The sequence below is a fragment of the Catellatospora sichuanensis genome, from assembly GCF_007483665.1.
Taxonomy (GTDB): Bacteria; Actinomycetota; Actinomycetes; order Mycobacteriales; family Micromonosporaceae; genus Catellatospora; species Catellatospora sichuanensis.
Window position 1 is genome coordinate 246448 of sequence record NZ_ML660185.1, and the last position, 20039, is coordinate 266486.

At 73.3% G+C, this 20039-nt stretch carries 16 protein-coding genes; 7 read left to right on the forward strand and 9 right to left on the reverse strand.

Translation table 11 applies throughout. The features are described from left to right. Positions 1-72: 72 nt before the first annotated feature. The 5 genes from FLL47_RS05070 to FLL47_RS05090 form a co-directional block, all read right to left on the reverse strand. A complete protein-coding gene (locus FLL47_RS05070; RefSeq protein ID WP_144119234.1) occupies positions 73-1806 on the reverse strand; it encodes an ABC transporter ATP-binding protein in 1734 nt (577 codons plus the stop codon). After that, the gene (locus tag FLL47_RS05075; RefSeq protein WP_222105963.1) at positions 1800-2405 is read right to left on the reverse strand and encodes a TetR/AcrR family transcriptional regulator; all 606 of its coding nucleotides are present in this window, start codon (positions 2403-2405) and stop codon (positions 1800-1802) included. The genes FLL47_RS05070 and FLL47_RS05075 overlap by 7 nt, the downstream gene beginning before the upstream one ends. Before the next feature lie 209 nt (positions 2406-2614). Then, complete coding sequence (locus FLL47_RS05080) at positions 2615-3874, reverse strand: hypothetical protein (RefSeq protein ID WP_144119235.1); 1260 nt, start codon at positions 3872-3874, stop codon at positions 2615-2617. A gap of 91 nt (positions 3875-3965) precedes the next feature. Then, on the reverse strand, positions 3966-5639 hold the full coding sequence (locus FLL47_RS05085) for an NAD-binding protein (protein WP_186315564.1): 1674 nt from the start codon (positions 5637-5639) through the stop codon (positions 3966-3968). Positions 5640-5709: 70 nt separating this feature from the next. Continuing rightward, the gene (locus tag FLL47_RS05090) at positions 5710-6174 is read right to left on the reverse strand and encodes a hypothetical protein (RefSeq protein WP_144119237.1); all 465 of its coding nucleotides are present in this window, start codon (positions 6172-6174) and stop codon (positions 5710-5712) included. A gap of 155 nt (positions 6175-6329) precedes the next feature. Between FLL47_RS05090 and FLL47_RS05095 the strand changes: the two genes are divergently transcribed. The 3 genes from FLL47_RS05095 (at position 6330) to FLL47_RS05105 (ending at position 9778) form a co-directional block, all read left to right on the forward strand. Beyond that, positions 6330-6974 carry a M15 family metallopeptidase gene (locus FLL47_RS05095; protein WP_144119238.1) on the forward strand — a complete coding sequence of 215 codons (645 nt, stop codon included), beginning with the start codon at positions 6330-6332 and terminating at the stop codon, positions 6972-6974. A 74-nt stretch (positions 6975-7048) separates the two neighbouring features. After that, positions 7049-7840 carry a maleylpyruvate isomerase N-terminal domain-containing protein gene (locus FLL47_RS05100; RefSeq protein WP_144119239.1) on the forward strand — a complete coding sequence of 264 codons (792 nt, stop codon included), beginning with the start codon at positions 7049-7051 and terminating at the stop codon, positions 7838-7840. A 111-nt stretch (positions 7841-7951) separates the two neighbouring features. Beyond that, on the forward strand, positions 7952-9778 hold the full coding sequence (locus tag FLL47_RS05105) for a hypothetical protein (RefSeq protein ID WP_144119240.1): 1827 nt from the start codon (positions 7952-7954) through the stop codon (positions 9776-9778). 36 nt (positions 9779-9814) lie between these two features. On the opposite strand, the gene FLL47_RS05110 is transcribed toward FLL47_RS05105, so the two are convergent. Next, the gene (locus FLL47_RS05110; RefSeq protein ID WP_222105964.1) at positions 9815-10990 is read right to left on the reverse strand and encodes a damage-control phosphatase ARMT1 family protein; all 1176 of its coding nucleotides are present in this window, start codon (positions 10988-10990) and stop codon (positions 9815-9817) included. A gap of 176 nt (positions 10991-11166) precedes the next feature. Here FLL47_RS05110 and FLL47_RS05115 point away from each other — a divergent pair, with 176 nt between their 5' ends. Continuing rightward, a complete protein-coding gene (locus FLL47_RS05115; protein WP_246157541.1) occupies positions 11167-11583 on the forward strand; it encodes a GNAT family N-acetyltransferase in 417 nt (138 codons plus the stop codon). Positions 11584-11585: 2 nt separating this feature from the next. Here FLL47_RS05115 and FLL47_RS05120 read toward each other — a convergent pair whose 3' ends face one another. The 3 genes from FLL47_RS05120 to FLL47_RS05130 form a co-directional block, all read right to left on the reverse strand. Further along, a complete protein-coding gene (locus FLL47_RS05120; RefSeq protein ID WP_144119242.1) occupies positions 11586-12434 on the reverse strand; it encodes a hypothetical protein in 849 nt (282 codons plus the stop codon). A gap of 91 nt (positions 12435-12525) precedes the next feature. Beyond that, complete coding sequence (locus FLL47_RS05125) at positions 12526-14301, reverse strand: ABC transporter ATP-binding protein (RefSeq protein WP_144119243.1); 1776 nt, start codon at positions 14299-14301, stop codon at positions 12526-12528. Next, on the reverse strand, positions 14298-16100 hold the full coding sequence (locus tag FLL47_RS05130) for an ABC transporter ATP-binding protein (protein ID WP_222105965.1): 1803 nt from the start codon (positions 16098-16100) through the stop codon (positions 14298-14300). Before FLL47_RS05130 ends, FLL47_RS05125 begins: the two co-directional genes overlap by 4 nt. A 57-nt stretch (positions 16101-16157) precedes the next feature. Here FLL47_RS05130 and FLL47_RS05135 point away from each other — a divergent pair, with 57 nt between their 5' ends. From FLL47_RS05135 to FLL47_RS05145, 3 genes are all read left to right on the forward strand, one after another. After that, entirely contained in the window at positions 16158-17258 is a 1101-nt protein-coding gene (locus FLL47_RS05135; RefSeq protein WP_144119244.1) for a hypothetical protein, read from the forward strand. Between the two features lie 161 nt (positions 17259-17419). Further along, positions 17420-18733, forward strand: a complete 1314-nt coding sequence (locus tag FLL47_RS05140; RefSeq protein ID WP_144119245.1) for a condensation domain-containing protein — start codon at positions 17420-17422, stop codon at positions 18731-18733. Further along, positions 18726-19961: a macrolide family glycosyltransferase gene (locus FLL47_RS05145; RefSeq protein ID WP_144119246.1), complete on the forward strand. Its 1236-nt coding sequence runs from the start codon at positions 18726-18728 to the stop codon at positions 19959-19961. Before FLL47_RS05140 ends, FLL47_RS05145 begins: the two co-directional genes overlap by 8 nt. Positions 19962-20039: the final 78 nt, after the last annotated feature.

The following is a 20039-nucleotide window of genomic DNA, read 5'->3' on the forward strand; positions in this document are numbered from 1 at the left end:
CTGCGCTCGTTCACGCCGTCACCTCGCTGCGCTCGGCTCCGTCATGACGGGTAAAGCTCATGGTTCGCTCGCTCACGCCGCCTCCTCCTCGGTGAGCTGGGACAGCACGATCTCGCGGTAGGTCACGTTGCTGTTCATGAGTTCGCTGTGGGTGCCGGTGCCGACGACCTGCCCGTCGTCGAGGACGAGGATGCGGTCGGCGTCGCGGATGGTGTTGACGCGCTGGGCGACGATCACGACCGTCGCGTCGGCGGTCTCCCGGGACAGCTCCCGGCGCAGCGCGGCGTCGGTGGCGTAGTCCAGGGCCGAGAACGAGTCGTCGAACAGGTAGATCTCGGGTCGGTTGACCAGCGCGCGGGCGATGGCCAGGCGCTGGCGCTGGCCGCCGGAGACGTTGGTGCCGCCCTGCGCGATCGGCGCGTCCAGGCCCTCGGGCATGGCCTGCACGAACTCCTTTGCCTGCGCCACCTCCAGGGCCTGCCACAGCTCCTCGTCGGTGGCGTCGGCCTTGCCGTAGCGCAGGTTCGAGGCGACGGTGCCGGAGAACAGGTACGGCTTCTGCGGGACGAAGCCGATGGCCCGGGCCAGCGCCTGCGGCTCGATCTCGCGCACGTCGACGTCGTCGACCAGCACCCGGCCGCCGGTGGCGTCGAACAGCCGCGGCACCAGGTGCAGCAGCGTCGACTTGCCGCTGCCCGTACTGCCGATGATCGCGGTGGTCTCGCCGGGCAGGGCGGTGAAGGAGATGCTGCGCAGCACCGGCTCCTCGGCGCCCGGGTAGCTGAACTCGGCGTCGCGCAGCTCCAGGTGCCCGCGCAGGCCTTCCGGGGTGACCGGTGCCGTCGGCGGGACGACGCTGGACGCGGTGTCGAGCACCTCCTCGATGCGCTCGGCGCACACCTCGGCGCGGGGCAGCATGACGAACATGAAGGTGGCCATCATGACCGCCATCAGGATCTGCATCAGGTAGCTCAGGAACGCGGTCAGCGCGCCGATCTCCATGCCGCCGCTGTCGATGCGGTGCGCGCCGAACCACAGCACGGCCACCGTCGAGACGTTGATGACGAGCATGACGAACGGGAACATCGAGGCCATCAGCTTGCCGACGGCCAGCGCGACGTCGGTCAGCTCGGTGTTGGCGCGGGCGAAGCGCTCCTGCTCGTGCCGGTCGCGGACGAACGCCCGGATCACCCGGATGCCGGTGATCTGCTCGCGCATCACCCGGTTGACCTCGTCGATGTTGGTCTGCATGGCCCGGAACAGGGGCCGCATCCGGTAGACGATGACGCCGATGCCGAGCACCAGCACGGGGATGACCGCCAGCAGCAGCCCGGACAGCTGCACGTCCAGCTGCAGGGCGAGCACGATGCCGCCGACCATCATGATCGGTGCGCTGACCATCATGGTGAAGGTCATCAGCGCCAGCATCTGAACCTGCTGCACGTCGTTGGTGGTACGCGTGATGAGCGAGGGCGCGCCGAAGTGGCCCACCTCGCGGGCGGAGAACGACTGCACCCGGTCGAAGATCGCGGCCCGGACGTCGCGGCCCAGCGCGCTGGCGACCTGGGCGCCGACGTAGACCGCGCCGATGGAGCAGATGATCTGCACCAGCGAGACGCCGATCATGGCGGCGCCGATGCGCATGATGTAGCCGGTGTCGCCCTTGACCACGCCCTGGTCGATGATGTCGGCGTTGAGCGTGGGCAGGTAGAGGTTGGCCAGCGTCTGCACCAGCTGCAGGAGCACGACCAGGGAGATCTGTCGCCGGTATGGCCGCAGCTGGCGGCGTACGAGTGTGATCAGCATGCGGGCTCTTTCTTCGCCTCGGGGGAGAGCACGCCGTCCAGGACGACGTCGACGATCTGGTCTTCGGGGAGGATCTCGCTGCGGTTGTTGAAGAACACCATCGAGATGAGCAGGGACGCGACGGTCGCCGGCGGCAGCCGGAACCGGTCGGCATCGTCCTTGATCAGCTCGGCGACCGCATCCGAGATACCTGACAGCGCCTCGCGGGGGTCGAACACGGGCGCGGTGGTGACCACGGCGAGGCCGCTGCCGCGCAGCGACATCATCAGCGGGGCGTTGTCGCGGAAGCGGCGGGTCAGGATCCGCACGGCGGTCTTGAGCCGGAACCGGACATCGGGGTCGCCCGCCACTGCCTTGATCGACTCGATGGTGGGGGCCGGGTCGAAGGCGTGGGCGAGCGTGGCCGAGATCAGGGCGGCCTTGTCGGGGAAGGCGCGGAAGATGGTCCCCTCGGCGACACCCGCGCACTCGGCGATCCGCTTGCTGCTCACGTGCACGCCTTCGGCACGCAGCAGGGGCAGGGTCGCCGCGATGATCGCGGCGCGCCGGTCCTCGGGGGTCAACGGGGAAACCCGGCGCCTGGGGGAGGCGTCAGTCACGGCGGCGACTCTAAATGAGTGAGCACTCACTCCGCAACCCGATTCTCCGCACCCACGCCGTCGGGCGACCGCTCCCCCCGACCCGGCCGCTCGCGGACCCGCCTGTCATCGACGTTGGCCTATCTCATCGAGTCCGGTCGCCGAATACTCGATGTGATAGGCCAACGTCGATGTGAAGCGGGGGTGCGCCGGGCGTGCACCCCACCGGGTCAGGCGGCGACGAAGATCAGGGAGGTCTGGTCGTCGAGGGCCTTGTCGAGCGTCGCGTAGTCGCCCGCGGTGAACAGCCGGCACGCGCCGACCTCGCCCGGCGCGGTGTCCTCGTGTTCGCACAGGACCGCCCGGCCGCCGTCGGCCAGCCGCAGTGAGCTGATCGCGTCGTTGCCCACCGGGCCGAGATCGGCGGCCGCGAACATGCCCGGGCCGAACGCGCCGGACGGGCCGGTCAGCCCGCCGTCGGCGTACGCGGTGAGCACCTGCCCGGTCGACGGCCCGGCCGACACGGCCAGCAGGGAGATGCCGCCGTCGAGGGCCGTCCCGGCCAGCTCGTGCACCCCGGAGCCGAACAGCGTGCACTCGCCCAGCGTGGCCGGTGCCACGTGGTCGTCGGCACAGGCCAGCACCCGGTGGCCGGCCGCCACGCGCAGGGAGCTGATCGTGTCGTTGCCCACCTGGGTCAGGTTGCCGGTCGCGGCCTGGTGCACGCCGGGGCCGAACGACTGTGCCGCCCCGGCGAGCGCGGGTCCGTCGGCCGCGGTCACCGCCGGGCCGCCGACGGCGATCAGGGAGACCGCCCCGTCCAGGCCGGCGCCGACCGACGGGTGCTCGCCGGGCCCGAACACCTGGCACAGGCCGGGGTTGCCGCCGGCGGTGGCGGTCGAGCGGTCGCTGTCGCAGAGCACGGCCTGGTGGCCGTCGGCCACTGCCAGGGAGCGGACCGCGTCGAGGCGGTCCAGGTCACCGGCGGCCGCCTCGTACCGGCCGGGGCCGAGTCGCAGCTTGCCGCCGGACAGGGACGGCTCCCCGTACACGGTGACGCCCTGTCCGGTCTCCTTCGCGGCGACGACCGTCAGCAGCGAGATGTGGTCGTCGAGACCGCCGCCGACCCGGTCGTACCAGCCGGCGTCGAAGTACCGGCAGGAGCCGAGGCCGTCGACCGCGCCGACACTCTGCGCCGCGGTGCGGTCGCAGGCCAGCACCCGGAAGCCCGCGGCCACGCGCAGCGATGAGACGGCGTCGGCGCCGACCGCGCCCAGCCCGCCGGAGTCGGCGTCGAACACGCCCGCGCCGAACGCCTGCGACGCCCCGCCCAGCTCCGGTTCGGCGTACGCGACCAGCGGGTACACCGCGTCCGGGACCGTCGGCTCCGGCGCCACGGGCACCGGGGCCGGCGCGCCTGCGGCGGCGGTCAGCGGCAGCAGCGCGTACGCCGTGCCCGCGGCGGCCAGCAGCGACCTGCGAATCCACATCTCAAAGCTCCCCGTGTCACCCCGACGTGCAGCACCACCGGTACCAACTGGCGGCGGGCCCGCTGGTGATGGACGTGACACGATCGGGCGGTCAGCGCCGCCGGTTGCGCATGGTCAGCTCGGTGAGCCCGTCCCGGGTGGCGACGACGGTGAGCTTGTCGCGCTCGCGTACCCGCCGGGTCGGGCCGGGTTTCCACAGCGGCCGGGGCTCGCCGAACTCGGTGACCGCGACCATCCGGATCGAGCCCGCCCGGTTCACGTTCTCCGTGGTCGTGCCGGCCAGCGGCGAGCCGGTGGGCACGAACATCTCGGCGATGAGCAGCACCCGCCGGTCGACGGCGATGGTGCCGATCACCTCCCGGCCCATCAGCGCCTCCGCGAACGCGGGCACCGCCATGTTGGACACGCTGCGCGACAGCGGCAGGTCGAACGTCGTGCGCACCCGGTCGGCGAGGTCGGGGTCGAACAGGCGCAGCACCACCCGCACCCGCTGCTGCAGCTTGCGGGCCCACAGCGCGGTCTGCAGGTTGGCCATGTCGGAGCGGTCCACCGCGAGCAGCGCCTTGCACCGGTCCACGCCCGCCTGGCGCAGCGTCGTCTCCCGGCTGGGGTCGCCGATGAGCAGGGGGATGTCCAACTCCCGGGCCAGCGGCACGCCGCGGGCGTTCTCGTCCTGGGCGATGGCGACCATGGTGATGCCGCGGTCGTGCAGCAGCCGCATGACCCGGGTGCCGACGCCGCCCAGGCCGACCACCACGACGTGGCCGGAACGCGGCTGGATCAGCCGTAGCTGCGCCACGGCCAGGCGCGCCCGCACCGTGCCCTCCACCACCAGCGCGGTGACCAGCGGGATGAACGCGAGCCCGGCGAGTCCGAGCAGCAGTTGCAGCGCCTGCTGCCGGGGCTGGTAGTCCGGTTCCGGCTGCGGGCCGCCGAGCACGGTGGCCGCGGCCTCGTAGAACGCCTCCCACGGCCGAAGGTCCAGGCTGAACGCCAGCGCGACACCCGCCGCGACGATGATCGCCAGCACGGCCGTGACGGCGATGCGGGTCTTGCGGGAGAACAGTGCCCCCAGGAACGACAGCACCAGGCCGGCCCACGACGGCCGCTTCGGGGTGAGCCGGCTCAGGCCGAGCGAGGTCTCCCACAGCGAGGCCGGACCGCGGTCCTCGGCGAGGACCAGGTCGGCGGTGCGCTCGTCGGCGGGGAGCACCTGTGGTGCGTCGCCGTCGGAGGTGTCGGCGAGCCCGCACACCACGTCCTGGGGCACGACGTCGGTGCGTGGAGCGACGACCAGGGTGCGCCGGGCCACCTGCACCGGCGTCGCCGCCACCTCGCCGAGCGCGGTGGCGACCAGCTCCGGGCCGGCGATCTCCGCATCGGACAGCACGCGCGCGTTGCCGAGCAGCGACTCGATGTCCTGGCCCAGCGCGGTGTGGTACATCCGCAGCACCAGCCGCAGCCGGGGGGCGACGTCGCGGGCCAGCAGGGCGTGCGAGAGGTTGCCGACGTCGTCCTGCACCGTGAGCGCCAGCCCGGCCGCGGTGCCGACGTCGACCCCGCGCAGCGCCTGCTCGTCGATGCGCTCGGCTACCACCAGCGCGACCTGGGCCAGGTCGGTGAAGTCGCGCGCCGTGGCCTGTTCCGCCTCGGTCATCAGCACCACCACCTCGGCGCGGTAACGCTCCGAGAGCTGTTGCGCCAGGCGGTAGGTCAGGTCGTCCGATCCATTGAGGACGAAGTGGTTCGTGCGGGCAACGGGCATGCCGGAATGGTCGGCCCGCCGCATCGACAGGGGGTGACTTCCAGATGGCCGTACGGTGAACTGAGCCGTCTCAGCCGCGGCGCAGTGTCATGAGCATCGCCGGATAGGGCCCGGCGGCTATCTCCGCCGTGGCCTGGTCGGCGGGGATCACGTTGTCCATGCGCAGCTGCAGGGTGGCGCCCGTCGCGTCGATGATGATCCGCCAGCGCCAGCCGCCGCCGTAGTCGGCCTCCAGTTCGGCCACCGCACCGTCGCGCAGGGTGCCGGGCAGCGTGAACGCCGCGGGCTGCTGGTGCCACGAGTCGCTCCACAGCCCGACCAGGGCGTCGGGCTCCGTGCCCGCGCCCAGGGCGAGCAGGCCCTGCTGCGGGCCGTCGGTCGGGTGCGCCCAGGTATAGGCGACCGTGGTCATGTGGCCACCCGCCGCCGTGGCCAGCGTCAGCGTGGCGGGCGACTCGGCGAACTGGTCCTGGGGCATCAACCGGAAGCCGTTGGCCCCGGTCCAGGCCCCGGCCGCGCCCGAGAGAATCGTCATTCGCGGATGCTAGCCGGTCGGTGCGTCATCGGCCGGTGACGCGCCTGCGCGACCTCCGGAGTGTGAGCGGTGTGTGAGGACTTCCGCTCACGTCCACGTCGCAGCCGATCGGGTGGACTGGGCGCCGTGACCGACCTGACTAGCGAGGCGGCGGCATGATCCTGCTGTCCGACCGCCGGATCTCCGCGATCGCCCTCGGCGACACCGGCGAACCCATGATCGACCTGCGTGAGGTGCCGGAGCTGCGGATCGACTCCCGGCTCGCCGACCCCGCCGGGGCGTACGCCCACCTGCGCGAAGGCGTCGCCCAGCGGCTGCTGGACGCGCAGCGCGCGCTGCCGGACGGGCTGCGGCTGCTGGTCGTCGAGGCGTACCGGCCGCTGCGCCTGCAGACGACGTACTTCGAGGACTACCAGGCCGAGTTGCGGGCCGCCCACCCGGAGTGGGACGCCGAGCGGCTGCACACCGAGGCGAGCAAGTACGTCGCGCCGCCCGACGTCGCGCCGCACAGCACCGGCGGCACGGTCGACCTGACCCTGTGCACCGAGCAGGGCATGGAGCTGGACATGGGCACGGCCGTCAACGCGAGCCCGCTGGCCAGCGCCGACGCCTGCTTCACCGGCTCGCCGCACATCTCGGCGACGGCCCGTGAGCACCGCGACCTGCTGTCGCTCGCACTGTCGGGCGTGGGCCTGGTCAACTACCCCACCGAGTGGTGGCACTGGTCCTACGGCGACCGCTACTGGGCCCTGCAGACGCGCTCCGCGCAGACCCGGTACGGCCCGGTCGCGACGGTCTGAGCGCCGGGCGGAACAAGCGGTGCGGGTCTGCGGTTGATCCAGCGGACGACATCCGAGATCACCGAGGAGTACCCATGACCAGCTCCGCCGACGCCGTCATCGCCGCGCTGCGGTCCGGCCACGACTCGCTCGCCGCGTACGTGCGCGGCCTGCCGGAAGCGGACCTCACCGGCGCGTCCGGCGCGTCCGAGTGGGACGTGTCCCAGGTGCTCAGCCACCTGGGCAGCGGCGCCGAGATCCACCTCGGCACGGTCGAGGCGGCGCTGGAGGGCCGCCCCAACCCCGGGTTCGAGTTCAACCAGGGCGTGTGGGCGCGCTGGAACGCCATGAAGCCCGTCGACCGGGCCGAGGGCTTTCTCGCCGCCAACGACGCGCTGCTGGACCGGTACGAGTCGCTCGACGCCGGCACCCTGGCGGACCTGCGGATCGACATGGGCTTCCTGCCCGCGCCGGTCGACGTCGCCACGGCGGCGAGCCTGCGGCTGAGCGAGTACACCTTCCACTCCTGGGACGTGCGGGTCGGCCGCGACCCGCAGGCCGTGCTCGCGCCGGAGGCGGTGCCGCTGCTCACCGGCACGCTCGGCGGCATGTTCGGCTGGCTGGCCAAGTCCGACGCGCTCGACGGCAGGGAGCTGACCCTGCGCGTCGAGACCACCGACCCCGATGCGGTCCACGGGCTCCGGCTCGCGGACAAGGTCGAGCTGGTCGACGCGCCGGCCGAGGCCGACGGGGTGCTGCGGCTGCCCGCCGAGGCCTGGCTGCGCCTGATCGTCGGCCGGCTGTCGCCGCAGCACAACCCGGCCGGCGTCGAGGCTACGGGCGAAGCCGACCTGGTACTGCTCCGCCAGGTGTTCCGCGGATTCTGATCCAGGCTCGCCTCCCGCCTGCGACCGTCCGACGGCCGCGGACGGGAGGTACTGAGCTGGTATGAGCTTGTTTCACCGTTTTGATCGCGTCTGAGCTGTGACACTACGGTGGTGACCGGCGTTGACGACCGTGCGGGGCTGCTCGAGGGAGTCGACCTGCGCGCGCTGGTACGGCGCTACGAGCCGGTGCTGTGCTTCACCGCGGGCGAGATGTTCTTCCCGATGCCCGTCGACACGTACCTGGCCGGGGCGGCGCTGTGGGCCTCGCACCACACCTCGCGCGGCAGCCCGACGCTGTTGATCGACCACGGCGAGCTGAACCCCGAGCGGCTGGCCGAGTCGGCTCGCGCCCATCCCGAGGCCGCACTGTTCCTGCGCTACGCCCCACGCGGCCTGCACCGCCGTGAGCTGCGGGAATGGCGGCGCAGGCCGGACCGGCCGAAGTTCACCGGGGTGTCCCGGCTGGCGGCGGTCGGGCTGCTCGGCCGGTTCATCGACTCCCTGCTGCGCCTGTCGCTGACGCTGCGCGGCCGGGTCCCCGGCGGGCTCACGGCCGCGGTGCAGCGCCAGTACGCGGCCGCCGGTCCGCAGACCGACGCCTACCACGCCCATGTCAGCTCGGACGGCGGCTACGTCGTCATCCAGTACTGGTTCCTGTACGCGATGAACGACTGGCGGTCGAGCTTCAGCGGCGTCAACGACCACGAGTCCGACTGGGAGCAGCTGACCCTCTACCTGGTGCCGTCGCCCGACGGGCCGGACGGCTTCGAGCTGGCCTGGGTGGCGCTGTCCTCCCACGACGAGGTCGGCGACGAGCTGCGCCGCCGCCCCGACGACCCCGACCTGACCTGGGTCGACGGCACGCACCTGATGGCCAACGCGGGCGCGGGCTCGCACTCGGGGGCCTACCTGCCGGGCGACTACCTGGTGCGGGTGCAGCCGCCGTCGCTGGAGGGCGTCCTCAACACGGTGATCCGGGTCCGCGCGCTGCTGTTCCCGTGGACGCGCGGCAATGCCGCCGAGGGTCTGGGTATCCCGTACGTCGACTACCGGCGCGGCGACGGGGCGCACATCGGGCCCGGCACGGGCCGACCGTGGACCCCGATCCTGATCGACTCGGGCACGCCCTGGGTGCGCGACTACCGCGGGCTGTGGGGACTGGACACGGAGGACCCGTTCGGCGGCGAGCGCGCGCCCGCCGGTCCCCGCTACGAGCGCAGCGGCGCGATCCGTGCCTCCTGGGGCGACCCGGTCGGCTGGGCGGGCCTGGACAAGGTGCCGCCGACGCCCGCGCGGGCGCTGCGGGCCGGGGCCGACCGGGTGCGCGAGCTGGACGAGACGATCACCGAGCTCGACGGCCGGATCGCCGACGGGCAGGACGAGCTGCGGCGCATGTCGGCCGGGCTCGAGGTGCTGCCGCCGACGGTGACCGCGAGCCGCCGCGGCGGCGACGGCGCGGCCGCCGCACTGATCGCGCAGGAGCAGGCCATGGCACTGCTGCGGGCCCGCCGTCGCGCGGCGGTCAACGAACGCGACCAGCTCCGCGCGGTGGGCGGCGTGCCGCCGCTGCCTCCGCCGCACGCGCACCTGCGCAACCGCGTCGTGCCCGACGTCGCCGCGCCCGCGGGCGCGCTGCTGCGGTTCTGGGCCGGGGCGTCGCTGTCCGTGCTGCTGCTCCTGCTCGGCTTCGCGCTGCTGCTGGAGCAGGGTTCGCTGCTGTTCGCGTGCACGCTGGCGGTGCTGGCGGTGATGGGCATCGAGGCGGTGCTGCGCCGCCGCCTGCTGCTGTTCCTGCTGAGCCTGGTCATCCTCATCGGCGTCGGCTGGCTGACCTGGCTGCTGGTCACCAACCTGCGGATCGCGTTCGGCGTGCTCGCCGTGGCCGCGGCCGTCGCGATCGGCACTGCGAACCTGCGCAACCTGTTCGGCCGCCGCTGACCCGGAACCGACCCGTCGCGCGTCACGCGCGGTGGGTCAGCTCCGGACCTGGATCAGGCCGTGCGTGCCGTCCAGGCGCCAGCCGATCCCGGCGGCGTCCAGCGCCGCGACGTCCGGTGCGCCGACCAGGACCTCTGACTTGAGCGTACGCAGCGCCGCGACCGCCCCGGGGAAGTACGCGGTCACCGCGTCGAACGGGGTGTGCGCGGGCCAGTGGCGGTCACCGACGAGGCGGCGGTAGTTCAGGTCGCCCTTCACGAGGGTCAGCTTCGCCGACCGGAACCGTGCGGCGAGGTCGTCAGGCAGGTCGTGATAGCTCAACGGCTCGCAGTAGAACGGGTGGGTCGCCACCTCCAGGGACCCGTCGTTCAGCGCCGTCCACAGCCGTTCGCGCAGCGCGGGCTCCGCGTCCGCCAATCGTCGCAGGCAGGACAGCAGGTCGTGCAGCATGGCGTCGGAGACGAAGTACGGCTGGGGCTTGAGGTGCAGTTCGACCCGGTCGGTCAGTCCGTTGCGCAGCAGCACGTCGACGAGGACCAGGTCGGGGATGAGTTCCCGCCCGGCGTTGTCGGCGACCAGGCAGACCGTGCCGCGGGTGCCGGGCGCGAGGATGCGCCGCAGCACCGCGCTGTCGTCGGCGACCAGGTCGGACGCCTGCTTGCGGTGCTCGGCCTCCGGGTCGGACACCCGGGTCGCCAGGTCGGCCCGATTGCCCCAGAGCGCGGCGTCCACGGCCGCGGTGAGCTGCTGTTCGGCGGGGCGGGTGGCCAGGTCGGCCAGTACGGCGAGGTCGGCGTCGAGCGCGGGGTCGGCCAGCTCCGCCGACTTCTGCGGCGTGAACGGGTCCAGGCCGCGCCACGGGCCGGGGCGGAAGTACTCCACGGCTTCCAGCAGCCGCCGGTAGAAGTAGTTCTCCGACCACAGGAACGGCACGTCGTACCAGCGCATGCCCAGATAGGGTGCGCTCCAGCAGGCCCAGTCGGCGGCGTCGTGCGCGTCGGCGGGCAGCGGCTCCACGACGCCCGAGACGGCGTCCTCGGCGAGCGCGGCCAGCGCGGCGCGGATGCGCGGCGGGTAGGGGAATGCGGCGGCCACCTGCTCGATGATCGCCGGATGCCGGTCGTGCAGCACCCGCCAGGTGAACGAGCCAGGCACGTCGCTGAGGATCGGCGGCGCCTCGGGCAGCACCTGCTTGCGGTCAGCCTCGGACACTCGTCGCCCCCGCCGTCGTCTGTCAACCGATCATCGGCAGTCTAATGCGATGCCAGTGGCCGCCTCTGGACAGGTCGCATCGATCCGGTGTCACGTCGTCCGGGGCGCCTAATGGCGTTGACCGTGCGGTGCGGATGCGGTTCGCTGGCCGCATGCCTCACCTTCACGTCCGTCCGGTGCGGAGCGAAACCGAGATCGCGGACTGGCGGCACGCGCACAATGTGATCATCCCGGGAGACCCGCTCAGCCTGGACGAGGTGCGCGAGCGGCTGGGCCGTAACCAGCTTGAAGTCGCGTACCAGGGCGAGGTGCTCGTGGGATGCACCACGGTGCGGCCACCGGCCGACGCCGGCGCGGCGGCCGTCGTGATCGTCCGGGTGTTTCCGGAGCACCGCGGGCAGGGGATCGGGCGGCAGCTGTACACCCGTGCGCTGGAGCAGGCGGGGGCGCTGGGTGGGGACGGGATCGAGACGATCGTGTGGGCGGCGAACACCGGCGGCCTGCGGTTCGCGCAGGCCGCCGGGTTCGTCGAGGTGTCCCGCTATCTGCCGCCGGACGAGGACGTCCCGTATGTCACGCTGCGGCTGACCTGACCTCAGTCGATCTTGGCTGCGGTGATCGCGTTGCCGCCGCCGAGCTTGCTGCCGCTCACCGTGAACGTCCAGGTCCCGGAGCCCAGCGGCAGGCCGTTCACCCGCACGGTCCACGTGCTCCCGTTCTGGGTGGGCTCGGTCTGGCTGCCGGTCGGCGGGGTCTTGCCGGTGAACATGTTCGCGATCGACGAGCTGGCATAGCGGGTCATCCGCTGCTTGTTGCCGTCGCCCCAGGCGGCCATGAAGAAGCTGACGTAACCGGCCGCGTCGGTCGGATACTGCGTGCGGTTGAGGAACACGTCGACGGTCGCCGTCGGGTGGCCGAGCTGGGTGTCCTCCATGGTCAGCCGGGCGTCGTCGCCGTGCGCGTTGCGGTAGTTGCAGGCGGTGCGCCCGCTGCCGGCCGGTTCGCAGTTCAGCGTGGTCCACTGGCTGTTGGGCTTGCCGTGGCCCATGAACTGCGACACCGCAGCCTGCGCGGCGTACTGGTCGAGTTTGGACTTGCTGCCGGAGGCCCATGCGGCCAGCGCGGCCAGGCCGTAGTCCTTGGCCGACTTCGGGAAGGTCGGGCCCTGGTTGCCGCTGCCACCGGTCGACGACGGCTGCGGCGTCGCGGCGGCGGAGCCGGACGGCAGGGCGCTCGCGCTCGTCCCGGGGCTCTCCGTGATCACCGTGTTGGCACTGGCACTGGCCTGCGGGTCGCCCTTCTTGCCGCAGGCGGCGGTGCCCAGCAGGGCGAAGACGAGCACACCGGCGGCGGCGGTACGGGCGGTGCGGTGTGGACGGTCGTGCAGTCTATGGGTTCGCGTGCCGTTGCCCGGGGCGGCGTGGCGCAGCGGAGAGGCGGTCATGGCGGACACGGTAAGTTGATCGACCGGCGTTGCCTAGGACCCGTCGCAAATCCGACCTCGCACCGACCCCGGCCCGGCGTAACCGGTGCGGTCAGGCGTACGCCTTCGCCTGGAGGGTGAACAGGTCGTGGTAGAGGCCGCCGCGGGCCATCAGCTCGTCGTGGCTGCCCAGCTCTGCGATGGAGCCGTCGCGCAGCACCACGATCAGGTCCGCGGCGCGCACCGTGGAGAACCGGTGCGAGACGAACAGGGTGATCGCACCCGTGCCCCGGGCGGCTCGCCGGGCCGCCGTCGCGAAGCGGGTGAACAGCGCGTTCTCGGCGTGGGCGTCGAGCGCGGCGGCGGGCTCGTCGAGGGCCAGCAGCAGCGGCCGGGGCCGCATCAGCGACCGGGCGAGGCCGAGCGACTGCCACTGGCCGCCGGACAGTTCGGTGCCGTCGGCGTACCCCCGGCCGAGCATGCCGTCCAAGCCGCCGGCCTGGTCGACGGCGCGCCCGGCACGGGCCCGGTGGATCGCGGCCTGCAGCGCCGCGTCGTCGGCGTGGTGGGTGAGCTCGCCGACGCCGACGTTGTCGCGGACCGTCCAGTGCAGCCGGGCGAAGTCCTGGAACAGCATGGCGATCCGGCGGTGCCACGACTCGGCCGGGATCCGGCGCAGGTCGGTGCCGTCGACGGTGAGCGTGCCGCCGGTGGGGAGGTACAGCCCGCAGAGCAGCTTGACCAGGGTGCTCTTGCCTGCGCCGTTCTCGCCGACGAGGGCGACGGTGGCGCCGGCGGGCAGGGTCAGGTCGACGTCGCGCAGCGTCGGCTCGGCCGCGCCGGGGTAGGCGAAGGTGACGCCGTGCAGGCGGATGCCGTGCCGCAGCCGTCGCGGGGCAGCTGAGGTCGCCGGTTCCGGGGCGGGTGCGGCGGCGGCCAGTTCGGCGAAGCGGCCCGCGGTGCGCGCCGTTGCGGCGACCGTCGCGTGCAGCCCGATCGCCCCCGCCACCTGCACGCTGATCTGCACGGCGAGCATTACGACCAGGACGACCTCCCCGACGGTCGCGGTGCCGTCCACGGCCCGGCCGAGCACCAGCAGGATCGCCCCGCCGTACGCGAAAGCGAACAGCAGCTGTCCACACCCGCGCAGCAGCGCGGCCCGCCACTGCGCCGCCCACAGCGTGTCGGTGGTGCGTGCCCACGTCTGCGCCTGCCGGGCCAGCAGGAAGCCGTCCGCTCCGCACAGCCGGATCTCCTTGACCGCGTCGGCGTCGGCGGCCAGCGCCAGCAGGTGGCTCGACAGCCGTCCGGCCTCGGCGGTGCGTTCGCGGGCGCGTTCGGTCAGCTTCGCGGCCCGGCGGGCGACCAGCACCGGCGGCACCGCGGCCAGTGGCAGCAGGGCCAGCCACGGGTCGACGGTGGCCAGGATGACCGTGGTCACCGCGGCCCGCAGCACCAGCCCGCCCAGGTGCAGCAGTCCTTCCAGGGACTGCCGGGTCTTCGCGGCGTCCTGGGCGGCGAGCGCCAGCGTATCGGCGAAGCGGGGGTCGTCGAGGTGGGCCAGGTTCGGCTGCCCGTTGGCCAGCGCCAGCAGCCGCCGGTCGAGCACGGTGCCGGCCTGCTCGCCGACCTCGAAGTAGGACAGGTGCGCGAAGTGCCCGAGCATCAGCTCCGCGACGAGCAGCGCCGCGACGGCGACGGCCAGCGCGGTGGCGGTCCCGCTCGCACCGGCGAGCGCGGCGTCGGTGAAGTCGCGCAGCAGGAACCCGATGAACGGGGTGGCCAGGTAGCCGCCGGTCAGCAGGCCGACCGCGACGGTCAGTCTGCGCGGGTCGGCGGCCCAGGCCAGGCCGAGCACGAAGCCGAGCGCGGTGTGCAGTGTCCTCATGCGACGGCGGCCACGTCGTCGCGGAACCGGCCGGCCTGCAACGCGAACATCTCCGCGTAGTGGCCGCCCGCGGCGAGCAGTTCGTCGTGGTCGCCGCGTTCGACGACGTGCCCGTCGGACAGCACCAGGATCTGGTCGGCACGCCGCACCGTGGAGAAGCGGTGCGAGATGACGACGCTGGTCAGGCCCTCGGTCTGGGTGAGGAAGCGGTCGAAGAACTCGACCTCGGCGCGTACGTCGAGCGCGGCGGTGGGCTCGTCGAGCACCAGCAGGCGGGCGCCGCGGTCGACGGCATGCAGGGCGCGGGCCAGCGCGAAACGCTGCCACTGGCCGCCGGACAGGTCGCGGCCGCCGGTGTAGCGGGCGTGCAGCGGGGTGTCCAGGCCCGCGGGCAGGTCGTCGAGCACTTCCCCCGCCCCGGCGCGTGCCGCCGCGGCACGCCAGTCGGCAGGGGTGCCCGTGCCCAGGCCGATGTTCTCGCCCGCGGTCAGCTCGTAGCGGTTGAAGTCCTGGAAGATGACGGCGAGGCGGCGCTGCCACGAGGCCGGATCGAGGCCGCGCAGGTCGAGGCCGTCGACGGTGATCGCGCCGCGGTCGGGGTCGTAGCAGCGGGTGAGCAGCTTCATCAGGGTGGTCTTGCCGGCCCCGTTGAGCCCGACGACGGCGGTGCAGCGCCCGGCGGGGATGACCAGGTCGAGGTCGGTGAAGACGCGCCGCCCGCCCGGGTAGGCGAAGCCGACCTGAGTGAACCGGATCTCGCGCTGCGGAGCGGGTGCCGGGGTGGCCCCGGGCAGGGCTTCGCCGCGTACGGCATCCTCGAAGCCGGTCAGGGCGGCCAGCGCCCGCCCGCCGAACTGGGTCTGCACGTCGGCCTCGGGGAAGTAGACGCCGAAGCGGATCGGCACCAGCACCGCCTGCACCGCGACGGCGTACCCGAGCAGGTCGAGTTCGCCGCTCGCGGTGGCCTGGGCGACGGCGGTCAGGGCCAGCGCCGCGCCGACGAGTCCGGTCAGGGCGAAGCCGAGGAACGGGCGCAGCAGCAGGCGCCGCCGCATGCTCCAGATCGGATCGAGGTAGCTGCGGTGCTCGCTGTCCAGGCGCGCGGTGAGGAAGTCGAGCAGCCCGAGCACCCGGATCTCCTTGGCCGCCGCGGTGCCGGTGGTGAGCGTGCGGGTGTACGCCAGGCGGCGGCGCTGCGGGGACAGCGCGTCCCACTCCGCCGCGAAGCGGCCCAGCGAACCGCGCTGCCCGAACCGGATGACCAGCGCGGTCGCCGCGACGACGAGGCCGGCGAGCGGGGACAGCACCACCGCGATCAGTGCGACCGCTCCGGCGAGCCCGGTGTAGCGGGCCAGCAGTGCGGGCAGCGCCGCGGCGGCGTCGCCGGGCGACGGGGCGGCCCGGTCGGTCGCGGTGCGCACGTCGGCCAGCAGGTCCAGCGTGCCGGGGCGCTCCAGGGCCGCCACGGGCGCGTCGGTGAACGCCGCCCGCAGCGCCCGCTGCACGCAGTGCCCGTCGACGCGGCGCGAGACCAGCTCGGCCAGCGCGGCCTGCAGCGGGCCGAGCAGCTGCTGCGCGACGAGCGCGGCGAGGGTGAGCGCGACGGCGGTGCCGAGGGCGGCTTCGCCGCGGGCCACCGCGGGCACCCGGGCCAGCAGCACCGCCATGCTCACGATGAAGACGATCGGGGCCAGCCCGAATGCGGCGCTGACGAGCAGGGCGACCGCGACCGGCAGGGTTCCCGCTTGGCGCAGCAGACGGGCCAGGTCGAACCATCGCCGCAGTGCGGGCAGCATCATGCCGACGTCCTCCCGACAGCCGCTATCATCAATAAACTTAACAGTTAACATACTTAAATGCACGGGTTGATTTCCGCCGCGGTGACCACGCACCCGCGCCGCCGTCCGGAGGCCGACGCCCTCGCGGCGAGCCAGCCGGGGCTGGACTTCGAGGTCGTCGAGGATCCCGAACCCGACGGGCCGCGCAGCGCGCTGCGCACCGCGCGGCTGGCCTGGCGGCGAGCCGATCCCGGCTGCACGCACCGGTTGCTGGTGCAGGACGACATGCGGCTCGCGCCCGGGTTCGCCCGGCTCGTGCGGGCGGCCGTGGCGGCGCAGCCGGACCGGATCCTGTGCCTGTTCACCGAATGGGGTTCGCGCACCTCGCCGGCGGTGCGGTTGGCCGCGCTGACGGGCGCGGGCTGGGTGCCGCTGCTCGACCCGTACGTGCCGACGACCGCCGTGGTCCTGCCCACCGCGGTCGCGCATGCCCTCGCCGAGTTCCCGGCCGAGCCGGGCGAGCCCGACGACGTGCTGCTGCTGCGCTTCGCCCGGAAGCACGGGATGACGCCGCTGGTCAGCAGCCCCAACCTGGCCGAGCACGAGCAGGGCGACTCGCTGATCGGCAACGACGTGCTGCAGGGCCCGCGACGGGCGGCGCTGTTCGGCGGCCCGCCCGGTGACTGGGCAGCCGTCCTGGTCCCGCCGATGGTGCCGCACCTGCTGCTGTTCGACGGGGTGGTGGTGTGCCAGGTGCCGGACGGCGAAGGCTGGCGGGCGGTGCCGGCCGACGAGTTCCTCGCCCTGTCCGGCCTGTCCGTGCCCGACCTGCTGGACGGGTATGCCGCGACGGTCGCCGAGTGCGACCCGGCCGGGCGGATGCGCCGGGTGGTCGCGGACTCGTTGCTGTTGCAGCTGTGGCTGGCCGCCTTCTGCTACGGCGTCGCGGCGTATCAGGTGGTGGGCGACGCCGCGACGGTGGACCGCGCGCTGCGGACCGTGCGTGGCGCGGCCGCGCTGCGCACCCTCGCGCCGGGCGCGCTGCGCCGATTCGTGCCCGGCCACCGGCTCGCGGCGCTGTCCACACTGGTGGCTCCGCTGGTGCGGCAGGCCATATCGGACGGATGTGTACACGCTGGTAAGGCGGGAGATCACTTCTGGAAAGGATCTTTCCAGTAATCGTAAACTGTGCTATCAGTTATATGCCCATGGATGGATGACCTCCGACCGCGGGGCGTTGCTCGCGCCGACCCCGGCGCGCCGTGTCACCCGGTTCCACCGCAGACAGGCAGGCGTCGATGGATAACCAAGCACCGCGCGGCGGCGAGGGGGTGGGCTGAGTGCAGGTCATCCCGCGTCGCGCCACGCCGTCCGGCACCGCGCCGCTGTCCCTGCTGCAGCAGCGGTGGTGGCACCTGTGCACCGCGTACGAGGGCGGCGCATCGCCGATCGTGGTGATCGCCGACCGCATCACCGCGCCGCTGGACGTGCCCGCGTTCACGGCGGCCGTCAGCGCGCTCGCCGACCGGCACGACGCCCTGCGCACCACGTTCGCCGTCGGCCCCGACGGGCCGCGGCAGGTGATCGCACCACCCGGCGGCCTGGTGACGGAGCTGCTCGACGTGTCCGGGGAGGCCGACCCGCCCGGCCGGGCACGGGAGCTGGTCGCGGAACTGGCCAGGGCGCTGCTCGACCTGGCCGGCGGCAGGCTGGTGCGCTCCCGGCTGATCCGCCTCGGCCCGGCCGACCACGTCTGGTGCCTGGCGGTGCACCACATCCTGGTCGACGGCGAGTCGGCCATGATCCTGCAACGCGAGGCCGTGGCGCTCTACCGGGGCGAGCCGCTGCCCGAGCCGTTCATCGGGTATGCCGACTTCGCCGCCTGGCAGTGCGCCGACACCACCGGAGACGTAGATCTGGCCTGGTGGACCGAGCGGCTGCGCGGCGTGCCGCCGCTGGAGCTGCCCACCGACCTGCCCCGGCCGCCGGCCAAGACGCTCCGCGGCGGCCAGGTCGACGTGCACGTCGCCGCGCCGGTCGCGGACGCGCTGGACCGCTTCGCCCGGCAGCGGCGGGCCACGCCGTACATGGTGCTGGCCACCGCCCTGCTGGTGGTGCTCGCGCGGCGCTCCGGGCAGACCGATCTGTGCGTGGGCATGCCGGTGTCCGGCCGCCTGCTGGAGGAGACCGAGCGCACGGTGGGCCTGTTCGCCAACACGATCGCGCTGCGGGTCGACCTGTCCGGCGATCCGGATCTCGGCGAGCTGCTGGGCCGGGTCCGCGCCGCGACGATCGACGGGCTGGCCCGGCAGGCGGTGCCGTTCGGGCAGGTCGTCGCCGCGGTCGACCCGGACGCCGACCGCTCCCGCACCCCGGTCTTCCAGGTGACGGCGGCGCTGCATACGCATACCGCCGCCGGGCCGGTCGATCCGCACTGGCGGCCGTTCGCCCAGAGCGCCCCGCAGATCCTGCACGACCTGGGGGTGGATGCCTGGCGCGAGCCCGACGGCCTGGAGCTGACGCTGCGCTACGACACCGGGCTGTTCACCGCGGACACCGCCGCCGCGCTGGCCGACGAGATCGTCGCGGTGCTGCGGGACCTGGCCGAGGGTGCGACGCCGGCAGTGTTCGCGGTGGCGGCACGGCATGGGTAGCCACGTCGCGTTCTTCAACATCCCGGCGCTGGGGCACCTGTTCCCGACCCTGGGCGTGGTCGCCGAGCTGGTGCGGCGCGGGCACCGGGTCAGTTATGCGGCGACCGCCGACCGGGCCGCGTACGTGGCCGCGGCCGGGGCGCGGGTGATCCCGTACACCTCGACCCGCCCGGGTGACACCGATCCGGAACCGCGCACCCCCGCCCGCGCCGAGCACATCGGACGCAGCCTGCTCAACTTCCTGGCCGAGACCGAGCACACCCTGCCGCAGCTGGAGCCGGCCCTGCTGGCCGACCCGCCGGACCTGGTGCTGTTCGACCGGATGGCGTTCGCCGGACACGTGTTCGCGCACACCCACGACATTCCCGCGATCCAGCTGTGGCCGATGATCGTTTCGGCGGGGCCGTGGTCGCTGAACGAGGCGGTCCCGGTCGATTTCGGGCATCCGACGCTGGCCGAGTACACCCTGCGCCTGGAGCGTTTCCTGACCGGGCGCGGGCTGACCGGGCTGACCACGGATGGCTTCCTCACCCCGCGGGTGGTGCGCCACCTGGCCTTCCTGCCGCGGGCGTTCCAGTACGCGGGCCCGGCCTTCGGCGACGAGTTCGCCTTCGTCGGGCCGTGCACGACCCCGCGCGCCGGTGATGTGCCCTGGTCGCCGCCTGCCGACGGCGCGCCGGTGGCGCTGGTGTCGCAGGGCACGCTCAACAACCACTGGCCGGACTTCTACCGCCTGGTGTTCGAGGCGTTCGCGGACACGCCCTGGCACGTGGTGCTGGCCGTGGGCCGCCGCCTCGACCCGGCCGCCCTGGGTGCGCCGCCGCGCAACGTCCAGGTCATGCCGGTGGTGCCGCAGCTGGCGGTGCTGGCGCACGCGCGGGTGTTCGTCTCGCACGGCGGGCTGGGCGGCGTCATGGAGTCCGTGCAGGCCGGCGTCCCGCACGTGGCCGTGGCCCGCACGCTGGAGCAGGACCTCAACGCCGCCCGCATCGTCGACACCGGGCTGGGCGCGTCGCTGGCCCTGGAGGGGCTGACCCCGGCGCGGCTGCGCGACACGGTGCACCGGGTCGCCGAGGACCCCCGCATCGCGGCGGGCGTCGCCGCGATGCGGGCCGAGGTGCTGGCCGCGGGTGGTCCGGCGCGCGCCGCCGATCTCATCGAATCGTGCCTGCGGGAGCCCGCCCAGCGCGGCGCCGCAGGCGTGCGGACCCTGGCCCCTCAGGGATAGGCAGCGGGCCGCCCGGCGCCCCCCGGGCGGCCCGCTACCTCTGCTCCGGCAGATGCCATCGATAGATGGGCCGGTTTA